At 73.3% G+C, this 15,477-nt stretch carries 9 protein-coding genes; 5 read left to right on the top strand and 4 right to left on the bottom strand.

Translation table 11 applies throughout. From position 1 onward, the window contains the following. Positions 1-39: 39 nt before the first annotated feature. On the top strand, positions 40-2,868 hold the full coding sequence (locus ACWH4W_RS19040; RefSeq protein ID WP_473076915.1) for a glycosyl hydrolase family 95 catalytic domain-containing protein: 2,829 nt from the start codon (positions 40-42) through the stop codon (positions 2,866-2,868). Positions 2,869-3,099: 231 nt separating this feature from the next. Here ACWH4W_RS19040 and ACWH4W_RS19035 read toward each other — a convergent pair whose 3' ends face one another. The 4 genes from ACWH4W_RS19035 to ACWH4W_RS19020 all read right to left on the bottom strand — a co-directional run bounded on the left by ACWH4W_RS19035 (position 3,100) and on the right by ACWH4W_RS19020 (position 11,054). Beyond that, positions 3,100-6,501: a beta-galactosidase gene (locus ACWH4W_RS19035; RefSeq protein ID WP_473076914.1), complete on the bottom strand. Its 3,402-nt coding sequence runs from the start codon at positions 6,499-6,501 to the stop codon at positions 3,100-3,102. 474 nt (positions 6,502-6,975) lie between these two features. Then, positions 6,976-8,733, bottom strand: a complete 1,758-nt coding sequence (locus tag ACWH4W_RS19030) for a sulfatase-like hydrolase/transferase (protein WP_473076913.1) — start codon at positions 8,731-8,733, stop codon at positions 6,976-6,978. A gap of 108 nt (positions 8,734-8,841) precedes the next feature. Beyond that, the gene (locus tag ACWH4W_RS19025) at positions 8,842-9,828 is read right to left on the bottom strand and encodes a formylglycine-generating enzyme family protein (RefSeq protein WP_473076912.1); all 987 of its coding nucleotides are present in this window, start codon (positions 9,826-9,828) and stop codon (positions 8,842-8,844) included. After that, on the bottom strand, positions 9,825-11,054 hold the full coding sequence (locus ACWH4W_RS19020) for an ROK family transcriptional regulator (RefSeq protein ID WP_473076911.1): 1,230 nt from the start codon (positions 11,052-11,054) through the stop codon (positions 9,825-9,827). Before ACWH4W_RS19020 ends, ACWH4W_RS19025 begins: the two co-directional genes overlap by 4 nt. A gap of 172 nt (positions 11,055-11,226) precedes the next feature. On the opposite strand from ACWH4W_RS19020, the gene ACWH4W_RS19015 reads away from it, so the two are divergent. The 4 genes from ACWH4W_RS19015 to ACWH4W_RS19000 are packed head-to-tail and all read left to right on the top strand — an operon-like array spanning position 11,227 to position 15,406. Then, positions 11,227-12,717, top strand: a complete 1,491-nt coding sequence (locus tag ACWH4W_RS19015; RefSeq protein ID WP_473076910.1) for a sulfatase family protein — start codon at positions 11,227-11,229, stop codon at positions 12,715-12,717. Then, positions 12,714-13,586: an ABC transporter permease gene (locus tag ACWH4W_RS19010; RefSeq protein WP_473076909.1), complete on the top strand. Its 873-nt coding sequence runs from the start codon at positions 12,714-12,716 to the stop codon at positions 13,584-13,586. The genes ACWH4W_RS19015 and ACWH4W_RS19010 overlap by 4 nt, the downstream gene beginning before the upstream one ends. A gap of 3 nt (positions 13,587-13,589) precedes the next feature. Further along, positions 13,590-14,372, top strand: a complete 783-nt coding sequence (locus tag ACWH4W_RS19005) for an ABC transporter ATP-binding protein (RefSeq protein WP_473076908.1) — start codon at positions 13,590-13,592, stop codon at positions 14,370-14,372. Next, the gene (locus ACWH4W_RS19000; protein WP_473076907.1) at positions 14,369-15,406 is read left to right on the top strand and encodes an aliphatic sulfonate ABC transporter substrate-binding protein; all 1,038 of its coding nucleotides are present in this window, start codon (positions 14,369-14,371) and stop codon (positions 15,404-15,406) included. The genes ACWH4W_RS19005 and ACWH4W_RS19000 overlap by 4 nt, the downstream gene beginning before the upstream one ends. The last annotated feature ends 71 nt before the right edge of the window (positions 15,407-15,477 follow it).

The raw sequence follows: 15,477 nt of genomic DNA, 5'->3' as shown, positions 1-15,477 counted from the left end.
GCACGTCGTGACCGGTGACCTTCCTTCAGGGACGGACACATGCCTGAGACAGCCGACCACTCCTCCCCCGCCGACCCGTCGCGCCGGGCCGTGCTGCGCGGCGCGACCGCGTTAGGCGCGCTGCTCGCCCTGTCCGCGCTGCCCGAGTTCGCTCCCCGCGCGGCGGCCGTGCCCCGGCCGCCGCTGTCCCTGGTGCCGGCGGACCGGGCCGTCCTGCTGCGGTACTCCTCGCCCGGCGCCGAGGGCTCGATCATCGAGCAGGGCCTGCCGGTCGGCAACGGCAGGCTCGGCGCCCTGACGACGGGCGGCTCCGCGCGCGACGCGTTCTACCTGACCGACGCCACCCTGTGGACGGGCCACGCCAACGCCGCCCTGGACTCCGCGGGCCAGTTCCCGTACGACGCGGGCTCCTTCGGCACGTTCGGACTGCTGGCCAAGGCGTACCTGGACCTGCCGGCCCACACGAGCGGCGCGATCGGCGGCTACCGCCGGACGCTCGACCTCAGCAACGGTCTGGTCACCGCCTCGTACACGCAGGGCGGCACGACGTACACCCGCGAGGTGTACGTGAGCGTGCCGGACGACGTGGTGGTGATCCGGCTCTCCCAGAGCGGCGGGGGGTCCTACACCGGTTCGCTGACCCTGACCGGCACCCGCGGCGAGTCCGTCACCGCCGACGCGGGGGCCGCCAGGGTCTCCTTCGCCGCCGCACTCGCCAGCTCCCTCCGCTACGCCGTCGTGGTGCAGGCGGCGGGCACCGGCGGCACGCTCTCGGCCTCCGGCGCCAGGGTGACCTTCACCGGCTGCTCCGAGGTCGTCCTGGTCGTCTCCGGCGGCACCGACTACAAGGCCGACCACGCCGCCGGCTACCGGGACGCCGGCGTCGTCCCCCTGTCCGTCGCCCGCACGAAGGCCGAGGACGCCGCGGCCGTCGCGGGCACCGCGCTCCTGGCCTCGCACGTCGCCGACCACCGGCGGCTGCAGGAGCGGATGACCGTCGACCTCGGCGCGTCGACGCCGGCCCAGCGCGCGATGGACACCCCCGAACGGCTCACCGCCCGCGCCGCGGGATCCGCGCCGGACCCCGAGCTGGAGGCTGCCTACCTGCAGTTCGGCCGCTACCTGACGATCCGCGGTTCGCGCGGCAGTCTGCCGACCAACCTGCAGGGCCTGTGGGTGGACCGCAACAACCCGGACTGGATGGCCGACTACCACACGGACGTCAACGTCCAGATGAACTACTGGCTGCCCGACCGGGCGGGACTGCCGGAGTGCTTCGACGCCTTCACCGACTACTGCCTCGCTCAGTTACCTGGCTGGACGGCCACGACACAAAGCCTCTTCCAGGACCCGCGCAACGGCTTCCGCAACACCTCGGGGAAGGTCGCCGGCTGGACGGTGGCGATCTCCACCAACGTCTGGGGCGGCAACGGCTGGTGGTGGCATCCGGCCGGCAACGCGTGGATCTGCAACTCGCTGTACGAGCACTACGACTACACCCGGGACACCGAGCACCTGCGCCGGATCTACCCGATGCTCAAGGGCGCCTGCCAGTTCTGGGAGGCACGCCTGATCACCACGACGGTCCCCGACCCTGACGCGCCCGGCGGGACCCGCGAGGTGCTGATCGACGACCACGACTGGTCGCCGGAGCACGGGCCGACCGACGCCCGCGGCATCACCTACGCCCAGGAACTGGTCTGGCAGCTGTTCCGGAACTACCGCGAGGCCGCGGCGGTCCTCGGCCTGGACCCCGGATACGCCTCCACCGTCGCCGCGTTGCAGGAGCGGCTGTACCTGCCCCGGGTGAGCGCCACCACGGGCCGGCTGGAGGAGTGGATGACCGACGCCGACCTGGGCGAGCGCGAGCACCGCCACCTCTCCCCGCTGGTCGGCCTGTTCCCCGGTGACCGGATCGCCCTCGGGGAGTCGCCCGACGACCTCGTCAAAGGCGCCACCGCCCTGCTCACCGCGCGCGGGATGGAGAGCTACGGCTGGGCGAGCGCCTGGCGCGCCCTGTGCTGGGCACGGCTCAAGGACGCGGACAAGGCCTACCGGCTGGTCACCGCCGTCATGAGGCCCTCGGTCGCCCACAGCAACGGCAGCGCGGTCAACCTCTTCGACATGTACAGCTTCGGCAGCCGGTCGACCTTCCAGATCGACGCCAACTTCGGGACGCCGGCCGCCATGATCGAGATGCTGGTGCAGTCGCGGCCCGGCCGGATCGAGCTGCTGCCGGCGCTGCCCGCCGCCTGGGCCGCCTCCGGCTCGGTGACCGGCGTGGGCGTGCGCGGCGGCTGCACGGTCGACCTGAGGTGGTCGTCGGGGAGCGTCGCCTCGGCCACCGTGCACGGCCGGCCCGGCACCCGGACCACCGTGGTCGCCGGCGCCTGGAGCAGGACCGTGACGGTGCCGGCGGCCGGGTCGGTCACCGTGACCCCCGGTCCGGTCCAGCTGGTGAACCGGCTGAGCGGCAAGGCGATCGACGTCCCCGGAGCCTCCGGCACGGCCGGCCGGGAACTGATCCAGTACACCCCGGGCGGTGCCGCCAACCAGCGGTTCCGTTTCGTCCCCGTCGGCGGCGGGCTCTTCGAGGTGCGGACCACCCACCTGGCCGACCCCCTGTGCTGGGACATCGCCGGCGGCTCCACCGCCGAAGGGGCCCGGCTGACCCAGTGGACGCCCACCCGCGCCACCAACCAGCAGTGGCGGCTCTCCGCCGCGGCCGACGGCCACGTGACCGTCGGATCGGTCCGCAGCGGCAAGGTGCTCGGCGTCACCGGCGACTCCACGGCGGACCACGCGACGGTGGAACAGCAGACCGCCGACGGCCGTGCCGGCCAGCAGTGGCGGATCGTGTCGCTCTGACCGGCCGCCCACCGGGCGGGATCCGGGACGCTCCGGCCGCTTCGACGGGTCAAGGCCCGCGAGGCGGCCGGAGCGGACCTCGGCCGGACGGCGGCGCCGGGCCCGGCGAGGGGCCCGGCGAGGGGCCCGGCGCCGCCGTCCGGTTTCCGGGCCCGCTCCCCCGCCGGTGCGGAGCGGGGCCGCCCTGGTGGTCAGGAACCGGGGCGGGCGGGGTACTTGCGGGCCGGTCCGCTACTCGCGGGAGCGGGCCGCGCCGAACAGGTCGCCGTGGCCGGGCGAGGCGTTCTGCCCGCCGGGGACGCCGCCGAGCACGGTGCCCCGGTGCACGAGCGAGACCGCGTCGGGTCCGACGCCGCTCTGCTCGGCGGAGACCGCCAGCGCGATGGTGTTCTCGCCCCGCGCCTTGAGGAACCCGGACGGGATGACGAACTCCTTCTGCGGTCCGACGTTGTTGACGTACTGACCGGTGTTCCAGCCGTTCACGAAGATCTGCACCCGGTACTTGTCGACGCGCAGTCCGTCGTCGTCGATCCGCAGGCCGACGGCGGTGTCGGTGCCCTCGGGCAGGTCCAGCCTGGCCGTCGTGCGGTACCACCGCACACCGGGCCGCTCGCTCTTGAACGACTGGGTGGTGCTCCAGGAGGAGTCGGGCGCGCCCGGCAGGTGCCAGCCCATGCGCTCGCCGTACAGGCCGCCGTTGTTGAAGATCCCGCGCACGGTGTCGACCGGGTCGGGGCCGCCCGCGGCGCCCTGGATCCGCCACTCGACCTTGCCCGAGCCGGGGACCTCCACGTCGGCCAGGCCGCGGCCGCCCTTGGAGCGGCCGTCGGAGGACCAGTCCTCGTAGTGCCCCATGTTGCGGACCAGGATCGCCAGCACCGCCTGCCTTCCGGCTTCGGCGACGCCGGCCGGCACGGTGTGGGTGGCGGTGCCGTCGCCCTGGGCGCCGAGGTAGCGGCCGTTGAGCCAGACCATCGCGTGGCCGGCCGTGCCGGTCTTGACGGAGACCTTCACCGAGGTGCTCGCCGTCCCGGGCGTGTAGCGGCCCCGGTACCAGGTGTCGCCCTCGTGGAAGCCGTACTCGTCGGTGTCCAGGACGACGCCCGAGGCCGCGCCGGGACCGTGCCGGGGGTTGTCGGCGGTGGTCCGGTCGGCCTTCTTCCAGCCGGAGTCGTCGAATCCTGCCGTGCGCTCGGGGTCGGCGTCGGCGGCGCGCCAGGCGGTCAGGCCCGGCATGGACGGGGTCCCGGGTCCGGGCAGGGTGGCGACGAGCGCGCCCGCCGCGTCACGGGTGGCGGTGATCCGCTTGCCGTTCCAGGTGAGGACGTCGACCCCGGCCGGTGCGAACACCCGCAGCGGCCCGGCCCGGCGGGTGTCGCCGGTCAGGTCGAGCCGGGTCCCGGCGATGCGGGCGGTGCGGGCCAGTTCCGGGCCGGTGACGAGGACGTCATGGGCGCCGGCGTCGAGCCGCCAGGTGGTCGCCACGCCGTCGCGGTCGGTGATCAGGACGGTCAGGTCCCGGCCGTCGCCGGCGATCCGGAGCGTCCGGGTGCCGCCGTGCGTGTAGTTGAGGCGCAGGTCCTTACGGGCCGTGTCCCAGGTCACCTCGACGGGGTCGCCGTCCAGGGTGGTGACCTTCGGCTGCGCCGCGTAGCGCAGCACCGTCTCCCCCGCCTCGCCCCTCGTGCCGTGGAGGGCGAGGAGATCGCGTCCCGCGGACAGGTGGGTGAGCACCTGGGAGGTGGAGTAGGGCATGCGGTGCGGGCCGAAGGCGTAGTCGGCGACGAGGACCTTGGCGTCGCGTCCGGCGACGGTGACCGCGGTGCCCTCCTTCTGCGGGACGCGCGGATAGGTCCCGGCCGACGCGTCCGGGCTCGGGCCGGTGTCGATCGCGTCGACGGAGACGAACGTGCCCTGGGAGGCGGCGGTCCCCTTCTCGCCGGTCACCACGATCTTGAGGGTGTGCTCGCCCCCTCCCAGGTCGCTCGCCTCGAACAGGACCCGCTGGGAGACGGGGGACGGGGCGTAGCTGTCGACCGTGGCCTTCTTGACGCCGTCGACGTAGACGTCGGCGGTGCCGTGGTTGACGGAGTCCGGTCCGATCCAGCGCACGGTCGGCCCCTCGAAGGTGACTTCGAGGCTGTCCCCGGCCCGGTCGGAGAAGGTCTCGTCGTCCTGGTGGTCGCCGCTGGTCCAGGTCTTGCCGGAGGCGCGTTCCCAGGAGCCGGTGAACTTCAGCGCCTGGGTGTCGGAGTCGTTCCAGCGGTACGCCCGCGGCTTCGGCGGGACGGCCAGGTCGAGCGGGAACGTCGCCCGGCTGGTGGAGGTGTCGTTGGAGTCGGGGTGGCGCAGGGTGATCAGGCGTGCGCCGTTGCCCGAGACGGAGGTGGCCGCGGCGTTCTCCGCGGACAGCCGCTGCTGCGCCTTGACCGGGCCGCCGCCGGTGACCGTGACCGCGGGGGCGGTGACGTCCTGCGCGGAGGCGATCGGCGTCACGGCGTCGTGGAGGTAGCCGAACTCCTTGTGGACGGCGAGCTTGGGGGTGATGCTCCGGTCCTCGGAGATCGGGGCGCCGTAGTCGTAGGAGGTGAAGCCGGAGCCGGGGTCGCCGGTCCAGCCCCAGTTGGTGCCGCCGTACTCCATGTAGGAGTTGAACATGGTCACGCCGTTGGCGAGGTTGTTCACCGCGAACTGGCGGATGAACGCGGGGTCGACGAACTTCGCGCACTCGGTGGTCTGGAAGGTGCGGCCCCACGAGGTGAACGCCCCGCCCTGTCCCTCGGCGATGAACACCGGGGTCGTGGGCGAGTAGCCCCGGATGCGGGACTCGAAGTCCTCCAGCCGGCCGCGGGCGCCCGTGCAGTCGAAGCCCAGCGGGTAGGTGTCGAAGGCGTAGAGGTCGAGCTGTGAACCGCCGGGCGTGCCGGGCGCGTTCCAGCCGTGGCCGTCGCCCCAGTCGTTGTGGAACAGCGGCACGGTGATGCCGTGCTCCTTGACGGCCGCCTGGAGCTTCTCGATGTACTCGACGTGCTTGGGGCTGTTGTCGATCTGCTCGTTCTCGACCTGGTAGGCGATGACGCTGCCGCCGCCGTCGGTGATCTGGTGTCTGGAGATGATGGCGTTGACGGTCTTCAGCCACTCCAGGTCGGCCGCGAGGTTCTGCGGGTCGGCCGTGCGCTCCTCGCCGGCGTAGGTGGTCATGTACGCCGGCAGACCGCCCATGCTGGCCTCGGCGTTGATGTAGGGGCCGGGGCGGGCGATGACGTACAGGCCCTCCTCCTCGGCCATGGTCAGGAGGCGGTCGATGTCGCGGACGCCGGAGAAGTCGTAGGAGCCGGGCCTGCTCGAGTGGTAGCCCCAGAAGAAGTACAGCGACACGGCGTTGAAGCCGGAGGCCTTCAGCTTCTGCAGCACGTCCCGCCACTGGTCCGGGCTGGGCAGCCGCCAGTAGTGGAACTCGCCGGACCACACGGTCAGCCGTTCGCCGTCGATGGTGAGGGACTTGTCGTCCCAGCCGACCCGGTGCGGCTTGCCGTCGTTGCCGGGGAACGGAACCGGGTTCGCGGCGGCGCTCGCCGCCGCGGTCCCGGCCGCCTCCCGGGGGCGGTCGGGCGCGGCCGCGGCGGCGCTCACCGGGGTGAGCGCCGCGAGGACCAGCGCGAGGCCGGCCGCCAGTGGCCCGAGGGGCGGTCTGAGCCGGCGGGACGCACCGTGCCTCCGGGTCCGGCGGAATGTCGATGACTGGTGCATGGGTGCCTCCGACGACACGAGCTCGATGAGCTCTTGGGTCAGGTGACTGCGTGGAGCCCTGCTATGAGAGGAACATGCCAAATCGACCCGGCGTGGGGTTCGACGTTGGCCAGAGTAAAGCGGACCGGTACAGAGGTCTAGACCCCAGACGTCATATGTCCTCTGCCGGTACCTTCAGAACCCGCTGACGCAAAGCGACTTGATGGTTCGTACCAAGCCTGGCGTGCTTCCGGGGGCACGCACGAGCGTCACCACGGCGTTCGCTCCTCCCTTCCCGCTCGTGAACATCACGGTGCTGGAAGCGCGACAGGCCGCCGTTTCGCCTGGTCCGCGCCGGTCCGTCGGCGCCGGTCGCCCTCACCCGGGTGCGGGGAAGCGGTGCCCGGCGTCGAAGCGCAGCGCGCGTCCGGCCCAGGTGCCGGTCGCCGCGGCGGCCAGGCTCCGGCCGGACACGGCGGCTCCGGCGGGGACGGTGAGCCGCCAGGTCTGGCGCAGCGTCCCGCCGGCGGGCAGGTCCGCCCTCGCCGGTCCGGACGTCCGCCAAAGCCCCCATCCCGCGGGACCGGTCACCACCGGGGTCACGCCGGCCCAGGGACCGGCCGATCCGTTGGAGACGGTGACGGTGACGTCGTACGCGCCGCCCGCCCCGACGCCCGCCGGGACCTCCAGGCGGAGGCCGAACGGGACCCGGCGGTAGTCGTCCACCCAGGCGGCGCGCATGGCGGCGACCAGCCGGGCCGTCACGTCCGGGTGTGCGGCGGCGACGTTCGTGCGCTCACCCCGGTCGGCGGCCAGGTCGTACAGCTCGACGTGCCACCGGTCGTCCGGGGCCGTGCGGTCCCGGCCGGGGGCGAAGCGCACGGCTTTCCACCGTTCCTCCCGGGCGGCCTCGGCGAGCGTGAGGATGCGGCCCCCGTCCTCGCGGGCCGCGCGGGGCGTGGACCAGGGGTCGTTCCGGTACCAGTACAGGTGCTCGTGGCGCGGGGCGCCGGTCCCGGTGGTCAGCAGTCCGGCCAGGGACAGTCCGTCGACGTCGCGCGGCCGGGGCGCCCCGGCGAGGTCGGTGAGGGTGGGCAGCAGATCGGTGAAGGGGGTGGGCCGGGCGACCGTCCCGGCCGGGACCCGCCCCGGGGACCACACCAGGAGGGGCACGCGGACGCCGCCCTCGTAGAGGTTGCGCTTGTAGCCGCGCAGCGGGCCGTTGGCGTCGAAGCGGTCGGGGTCGACGCCGCCCTCCTCGTGGGGGCCGTTGTCACTCGTGACGATCACGAGGGTGTCGGCCGCCTTGCCGCTCTCCCGCAGCGCCCGGACCAGCTCGCCGACATGGGTGTCCAGGAGCGTGACCTGGGCGGCGTGGCCCTTGTCGGCCTCGGGCCAGGGCCGCGTGGCGTACGCGCCGGTGTCGGGCACGTCGCTGGGCGAGTGCGGGAGCGTGGGCGCGTAGCACAGGAGGAAGGGACCGGAGGTGTTCTTGACGAAGTCGACGGAGCGGGCGAGGAAGGCGTCCGGGGCGTACGTTCCCTTCGCGCCGCCCGCGTTCGCGGGCAGCGCCTCCTTCACGCCGTTGTGCCAGAGGTGGTCGGGATAGTAGTCGTGGGCGTGGTTGTGGTCGATGTACCCGTAGAACTCGTCGAAGCCACGCTGGTTGGGGTGGCTGGGCTGGTGGGCCGCCTCGGGGCCGAAGCCCCACTTCCCGAACAGCCCGGTGCGGTAGCCGACGGCCCGCAGCGGTTCGGCGAAGGTGGTGTCGTCCGCGGTCAGCGCGGCCTGCGGACCGCTGAAGGGGTTCTGCCGGACCGTGGCGTGCCCGCTGTGCAGCCCGGTCAGCAGTGAGCAGCGGGACGGCGCGCACACCGGGGCGCCGGCGTAGGCGTCGGTGAAGAGCATGCCCTCGGCGGCGAGCCGGTCCAGGGCCGGGGTGCTGATGAGGCGCTGGCCGTACGCGCCCAGTTCGCCGTAGCCGAGGTCGTCGGCGAGGACCAGGACGATGTTGGGGCGGGTGGCCGCGGCGGCGGACGGACCCGTGGCCGCGGCGGCGGACGGGCCCGTGACCGCGGTGGCGGCCAGGGCGGTGGCGGTGGCGGTGGCGATCAGGAACTGACGGCGGTCGGGCACGGGGTCCTCCGGGAAGGGACGGACGGGTACGGGGACGTACGAGTGCGCGGTGCTGGGGGGGAAGCGCCCCCGGCCGGGGAGGACCGGGGGGCGCGCCGGCTCCCGGTGTCAGTCCCCGGCGACGCAGCGGAAGCCGGTGTGGCCGGTGGTGCTGTCCGGGGTGGTGGAGGTGCGGGCCGCCACCCGGTAGCGGTTGCAGTAGGAGCGGTGGCAGAGGTAGGAGCCGCCCCGCAGCACCCGGGTCTCCCCGGTCGGCGGCCCCGCGGGGTCGACGCGGGTCTCCGGCCGGTCGGCGGCGTGCCAGTCGGCGCTGAACCGGTCGGCGCACCACTCCCAGACGTTGCCGGAGGTGTTGTGGAGCCCGTAGCCGTTGGGGGCGAAGGCGTTGGCCGGGGCGGTGCCGAGGAAGCCGTCCTCGCGCGTGTTGCGCACCGGGAAGTCACCCTGCCAGATGTTGCAGCGGTGTCTGCCCCGCGGGGTCAGCTCGTCCCCCCAGGGGAAGCGGGCCCGCACGAGTCCGCCGCGGGCGGCCTTCTCCCACTCGGCCTCGGTGGGCAGCCGTTTGCCGGCCCAGGCCGCGTAGGCGGTGGCGTCGTTCCACGACACGTGCACCACCGGGTGGTTGGCGCGGTCGCCGATGGAGGACCCGGGGCCCTCCGGGGCGCGCCAGCAGGCTCCCGCGACCGCCCGCCACCAGGGTGCGCCGGGGACGGCGCCGGGGAGGACGGCGTGCCGCGCCCCGGGGTGGACGAACGGGCCGAAGACGTAGGACCAGCCGATCGACTCGGCCTCGGTGCGGTAGCCGGTGGCCTTGACGAAGACGGCGAACCGGGCGTTGGTCACACAGGTGGCGTCGATGTGGAAGGGGCTGACGGACACCTCGCGCACCGGACCCTCGCCGTCGGCGGGGAAGGCGTCCTCGTCGTCGCCGCCCATCAGGAACGGCCCGCCGGGGACGGCGACCATGCCGCGCAGCACGTCGGCGCGGTCGCGCACGGGGATCTCGAAGTCCGCCCCGGGTACGAGGGCGGGGGGCTCCGGAGCGGTCCCGGGGCCGGCGGCGGTGTTCCGCGCGGGTCCGCAGCAGGCGTTCACGGCCGGTCTCCTTCAGCGGTGACGGGCCCGGCGGCCCCCGGCACGGGCAGGGGCACCAGCCCCTCGGCGTCCTCGCCGTAGGAGTGCAGCAGCAGGGCGACGGCGCCGCGTGCGGCGGCGTCGCCGCCCAGCGCCGAGCGGCCCACGGTGATGCGGCGGGGCGCGGCCGGCAGCGAGAGCGTGCGCACCTGCTCCCTGATCGTCGTCAGGACCGGGTCCTCCAGGGCGGCCGGCTCCCCGTCGATCACGACGCACTCCGGGTCCGTGTGGGCGGCGAGCGCGGCCAGGACCCGGCCGGCCAGGGCGGCGGCCTCGGTCAGGACGGCCCGGACGACGGGGTCGCCCTCCGCGGCCAGGGACAGCAGCTCGTCGGTGTCCCGCACGGCCGTCCCCCGCTCGTCGCAGCGGGCCAGCAGCGCCGGCAGCCGGATCACGCCCTCCAGGCAGCCGCGCCCGCCGCAGTGGCACGGCGGGCCCTGGGGGTCGCAGCTGGTGTGGCCGATCTCGCCCGCGGTGCCGTGGGCGCCGCGCACCAGCCGGCCGTCGATCACCAGCCCGCCGCCCACGCCGTCGGACCAGCGCAGGTAGACGGCGTTGTCGTGGCCGCGGGCCGCGCCCCAGGTGACCTCGGCGAGCGCGGCCAGGCGCGCGTTGTTGTCCGTGACGACCGGGACGTCGAAGTGTCCTTCCAGCAGGGCGGCGATCCGGGCGGCGGACGGGGTCATGGCGCGCGGGTCGGCGGAGGCCGGGTCCCGGACGAAGCCGGGCAGGCCCAGGCCGATGCCCTTCAGGGGGGCGAGGGCGATCCGCCGCTCCCGCCGGAGGTCGTCGACGGCGGCGACGACCGCCTCCGCCTGTTTCTCGGGGTCCGCGTCCGGCGGGAGCGGCGCGCGGAGCCCGCCCACGATCTCGTGGGCGGCGTTGGCGACGACGACGTGCATCCGGCTGCGCTGGAGTTCGATGCCGATCAGCTCGGCTCCACAGGGGTTGAGGGTGATCTCCGTCGGCGGTCGGCCGCGTCCGCGCTGCCGCTCCGCGGCCTGCTGCTCGACGACCGTCTCGCGCTGCAGCAGGTCGGACACGATCGCGAAGAGGGTGGTGCGGGACAGGCCGACACGGCGGATCAGTTCGCCGCGGCTCAGCGCGCCCGAGCGGCGGAGTTCACCGAGCACGGCCGTCTCGTGGGCGTTTCTCAACCGCTGGAGGGCGTCGGGGCGTTCTGGCATGGACGCATGCTCGGCCCGCACACCATTTATGTCAACAGCCGGGAAAAACAAGCCGGATGGCCGTCGGTAATTTTTTCCGGAGGGTTGACGTAAAGACACCGCCGTCCCTACGGTTCCGTCACTCGGCAACAGAAGGCAACGAGAGCGCACATTAACGAAAGGCGCACGGCCTGTGTCTCCCCGCAATGTCCTGTTCCTGATGACCGACCAGCACCGGGTGGACACGCTCGGCTGCTACGGAAACCCCCTCGTGCGCACCCCGGCGCTGGACGCGCTGGCCGCGGAGGGAACCCGCTTCGACCGCTTCTACACGCCCACCGCGATCTGCACCCCGGCCCGCGCCTCCCTCGCCACCGGACTCCACCCCTTCCGGCACGGCCTGCTGGTGAACCCCGAGCGCAACGGCGGAAGCCGCGACGAACTGGACGACTCCCAGCCGATGTTCGCCACCCGGCTGATGGAGCAGGGACACCGGGTCGGCCATGTCGGCAAGTGGCACATCGGCCGGGAACGCGGCCCCGAGTCCTACGGCCTGGACGGCGAGCACCTGCCGGGCGCGCTCAACCCCTTCCACCACCCCTCGTACACGAAGTGGCTCCAGGACAAGGGCTTCCCGCCCTTCGCCGTCCGCGAGCCGGTCTTCGGCACCGCCGCCAACGGCACCGGCCGCGGCCACCTCATCGCCGGCCGGCTCCAGCAGCCCGCCGAGGCCACCCTCGAGGCGTTCCTCACCGAGCGCACCCTCGAACTCCTCGACCGCTACGCGGCCGGATGGAAGGCGGACGGCACGCCGTTCATGCTCTCCTGCCACTGGTACGGGCCGCACCTGCCGTACCTGATCCCCGACGCGTACTACGACCTCTACGACCCGGACTCGGTGCCGCTGCCCGCCTCCATGGCCGAGACGTTCGCCGGCAAGCCGGACGTGCAGCGCCGCTACTGCGAGTACTGGTCGTCGGACGACTTCGACGCGGCCGCCTGGCGCAAGCTCATCGCCGCCTACTGGGGCTACGTCACCCTGATCGACCACCAGGTCGGGCGGCTCCTCGACGCCCTGAGGAGCCACGGCCTGTGGGACGACACGGCGGTCGTCTTCACCGCCGACCACGGCGAGTTCACCGGAGCCCACCGGCTCAACGACAAGGGCCCGGCGATGTACGAGGACATCTACCGCATCCCCGCCCTCGTCCGGGTCCCCGGCGCCCCCGCCCAGGTGTCGGACGACTTCGCGACCCTGATCGACCTCAACCCCACGCTCCTCGACCTGGCCGGGGCGCCCGTCCCCGAGGGGTGCGACGGGGAGAGCCTGCTGCCGCTGCTGCACGGCGAACCGGCCGCGGAGGGGACCCGCGACCAGGTGGTCGCCGAGTTCCACGGCCACCACTTCCCGTACTCCCAGCGCATGATCCGCGACCGGCGCCACAAGCTGGTCTTCAACCCGGAGAGCGTGCACGAGCTGTACGACCTGGAGACCGACCCGCACGAACTGCACAACGTGTACGAGTCACCGGCCTACGCCGGGGTGCGCCGCGACCTGACCGGCCGGCTCTACCGCGAGCTGCTGCGCCGGGGCGACCCCGCCTACACCTGGATGAGCTACATGTCCGACATCGGCGGCGGGCGCGCGCCGGACGTCGACGGCGTGGCGGCGGAGGTGTCGTGAAGGAGCACCTCACCGTCGGCGGACGGACCGTGCCCGGCGGCTCCGGCGCCCCGGAGGGCACCGGAGCGGAGAAGACCGAAGCCGCCGCCCCCCGGGGCGGACGGCCGCGGAGCGGCGGCGAGAGCCGTACGCGCCGGGTGCTGCTCGGCGTCGCCTCGGCGCTCCTCGGACCGCTGGTCTGGGTCCTGCTCGCGCACAGCGGCATCGACGACTTCCCCGGACCGCTCGAAGTGGCCCGGCGCGCCGTCGGGATGCTCGGCGAGGGCACCCTCCTCGAGGACGCGGGGGCGAGCCTGAAGCGCGTGCTCACCGGTTACGTCCTCGGTGTCGCCCTCGCGGTCCCCGTCGGCTTCCTCATGGGCTGGTACCCGGTCGTGCGCCGGCTGGTCGAGCCCTGGCTGCAGTTCTTCCGCATGGTGCCGCCGCTGGCGATCATCCCGCTGGCCATCGTCCTCATGGGCATCGGCGAGACCCCGAAGGTCTTCGTCATCTTCCTGGCCTCGTTCCTGTCCTGCGTCGTCTCCACCTTCCAGGGCGTCGTCGCCGTCGACGTGACCCTCGTCAACGCCGCCCGGGTGCTGGGCGCGCGGGACCCGCAGATCTTCCTCGGGGTCGTCGTGCCCGCCTCCACCCCGTTCATCCTGGTCGGCATGCGGATCGGCCTCGGCGCCTCCTGGGCGACCGTGGTCGCGGCCGAACTCATCGCGGCCCAGGGCGGACTGGGCTTCCGGATGCAGCAGGCGCAGCTCTACTTCGACCTGCCCACCATCTTCGTCCAGCTGATCGCCATCGGAACCATCGGACTCGTCATGGACCGGCTGCTGCTCCTCGCCGAGCGCCGGCTGACCCACTGGCAGGAGCGGAGGTAGCCCGTGCCCACCATCGCCTTCCGCGAGGTGACCCGCCGCTTCCCGGTGAAGGGCGGCGACTTCCTGGCCCTGGACCGGGTCGGCCTCGACATCGCCGACGGTGAGTTCGTCACCGTCGTCGGCCCTTCCGGCTGCGGCAAGAGCACCCTGCTGAACATCGCGGCGGGCCTGCAGGAGGCCACCGCCGGCGAGGTCACCGTCGACGGCGTGCCCGTGCGCGGTCCCGCCCCCGAACGCGGGGTCATCTTCCAGCAGTACGCCCTCTTCCCCTGGATGACCGTCGCCGCCAACGTCGAGTACGGGCTCAAGGTCAGGGGCGTGGGCAGGGCGGAGCGCCGCCGCAGGGCGCGCGAGGTCATCGACCTCGTCGGGCTGACCGACTTCGCCGACGCCCTGCCCAAGACCCTCTCCGGGGGGATGAAGCAGCGCTGCGCCATCGCCCGCGCCTACGCCGTGGACCCGAAGATCCTGCTCATGGACGAGCCCTTCGGGGCGCTGGACTCCCTGACCCGGGTCCGCATGCAGGAGTCGCTGCTCGACACCTGGAGCCGGGACCGGCGCACCGTCATGTTCATCACCCACGACGTGGACGAGGCGGTCTACCTCGGCAACCGCGTCGTCGTCATGGCCGCCCGCCCGGGCCGCGTCCACCGGATCGTCCCCGTCGGCCTGCCGTACCCGCGCACGGAGGAACAACGGCTCTCCCCCGAGTTCGCCGAACTGCGCGCCCGGGTCTGGAGCGCCGTCCACCACCAGCCGGCCCCCCACGAAGGGATCACGTCGTGACGAGACACCGGACACCGCGCGGAACGGGACACCGCGCCGCCACCGGTCTGTTCCTGGCCCTGGCCCTCGTCGCCACCGCCACGGGCTGCGGCGGCTCCTCCTCGGGAGGCTCCGACGGCGGCGACACCGTCTCCTTCGGCTACATCGCGGACTACAGCGGCTCCGCCGCCCTCGCCGTCGCAGAGAAGCAGGGGCTGTGGAAGAAGGCGGGCGTCGCGCCCGAGCTGAAGGTCTTCACCAACGGCCCCCTCCAGGTGCAGGCCCTCGGCTCCGGCGACCTGGAGTTCGGCTACCTGGGCCCCGGCGCGCTGTGGCTGCCGGCGTCGGGGAAGGCGTCCGTCGTCTCCGTGAACATGCTGGGCCTGGCCGACCGGGTCATCGCCCGCCCGGACTCCGGCATTGGCGAACCGGCCGACCTCAGGGGCAAGAAGGTCGCCGTCGCGGAGGGCACCTCCGGCGAGATGATCCTCAACCTCGCCCTGCGCGAGGCCGGTCTGGAGCCGGACGACGTCACGAAGGTCGCCATGGACGCCTCCACGGTCGTCACGGCCTTCTCCTCCGGCCAGGTCGACGCCGCCGCCACCTGGTACCCGCTCATCGACACCATCGAGAAGAGGGTGCCGGACCTGGTGGAGGTCACCGCGACCGAGGACTACCACCCGAAGCTGACCTTCCCCAACGTCTTCGTCAGCCGGCCCGAACTGGCCCGGGAGAACCCCGAGCTGGTCGAGAAGGTCGTCGGCGTCCTCAAGGAGGCCGGCGACTGGATCGCGCGGAACCCCGAGGAGTCGGAGAAGGTCACCGCCGACTTCCTCGACCTGCCCGCCGAGCAGCTCGAGGGCGCGACCGAGCACGTCGAGATCCTCCCCTCCTCGGAGCTGACCCGGCTCAGCGAGGACGGCACGGTCGGCGGCTGGCTCGACGGGCTCGCCGACATGTTCGTGGAGCTGGGCAAGGTCCAGAAGCCCCGGAAGAGCACCGAGTACTACCTCAGCGACCTGTACGCATCGGCAGGAGAGGCGGACCGGACATGAACGTGACGGACAGGGACGGACCGGACGCGAACGGAGCGGAAGGGGACCGGGCGGAGAGGAACGGGCCGGCC

This window comes from Streptomyces sp. DSM 120436 (genome assembly GCF_055778765.1).
This window is presented reverse-complemented; position numbering and strand designations above follow the sequence as displayed.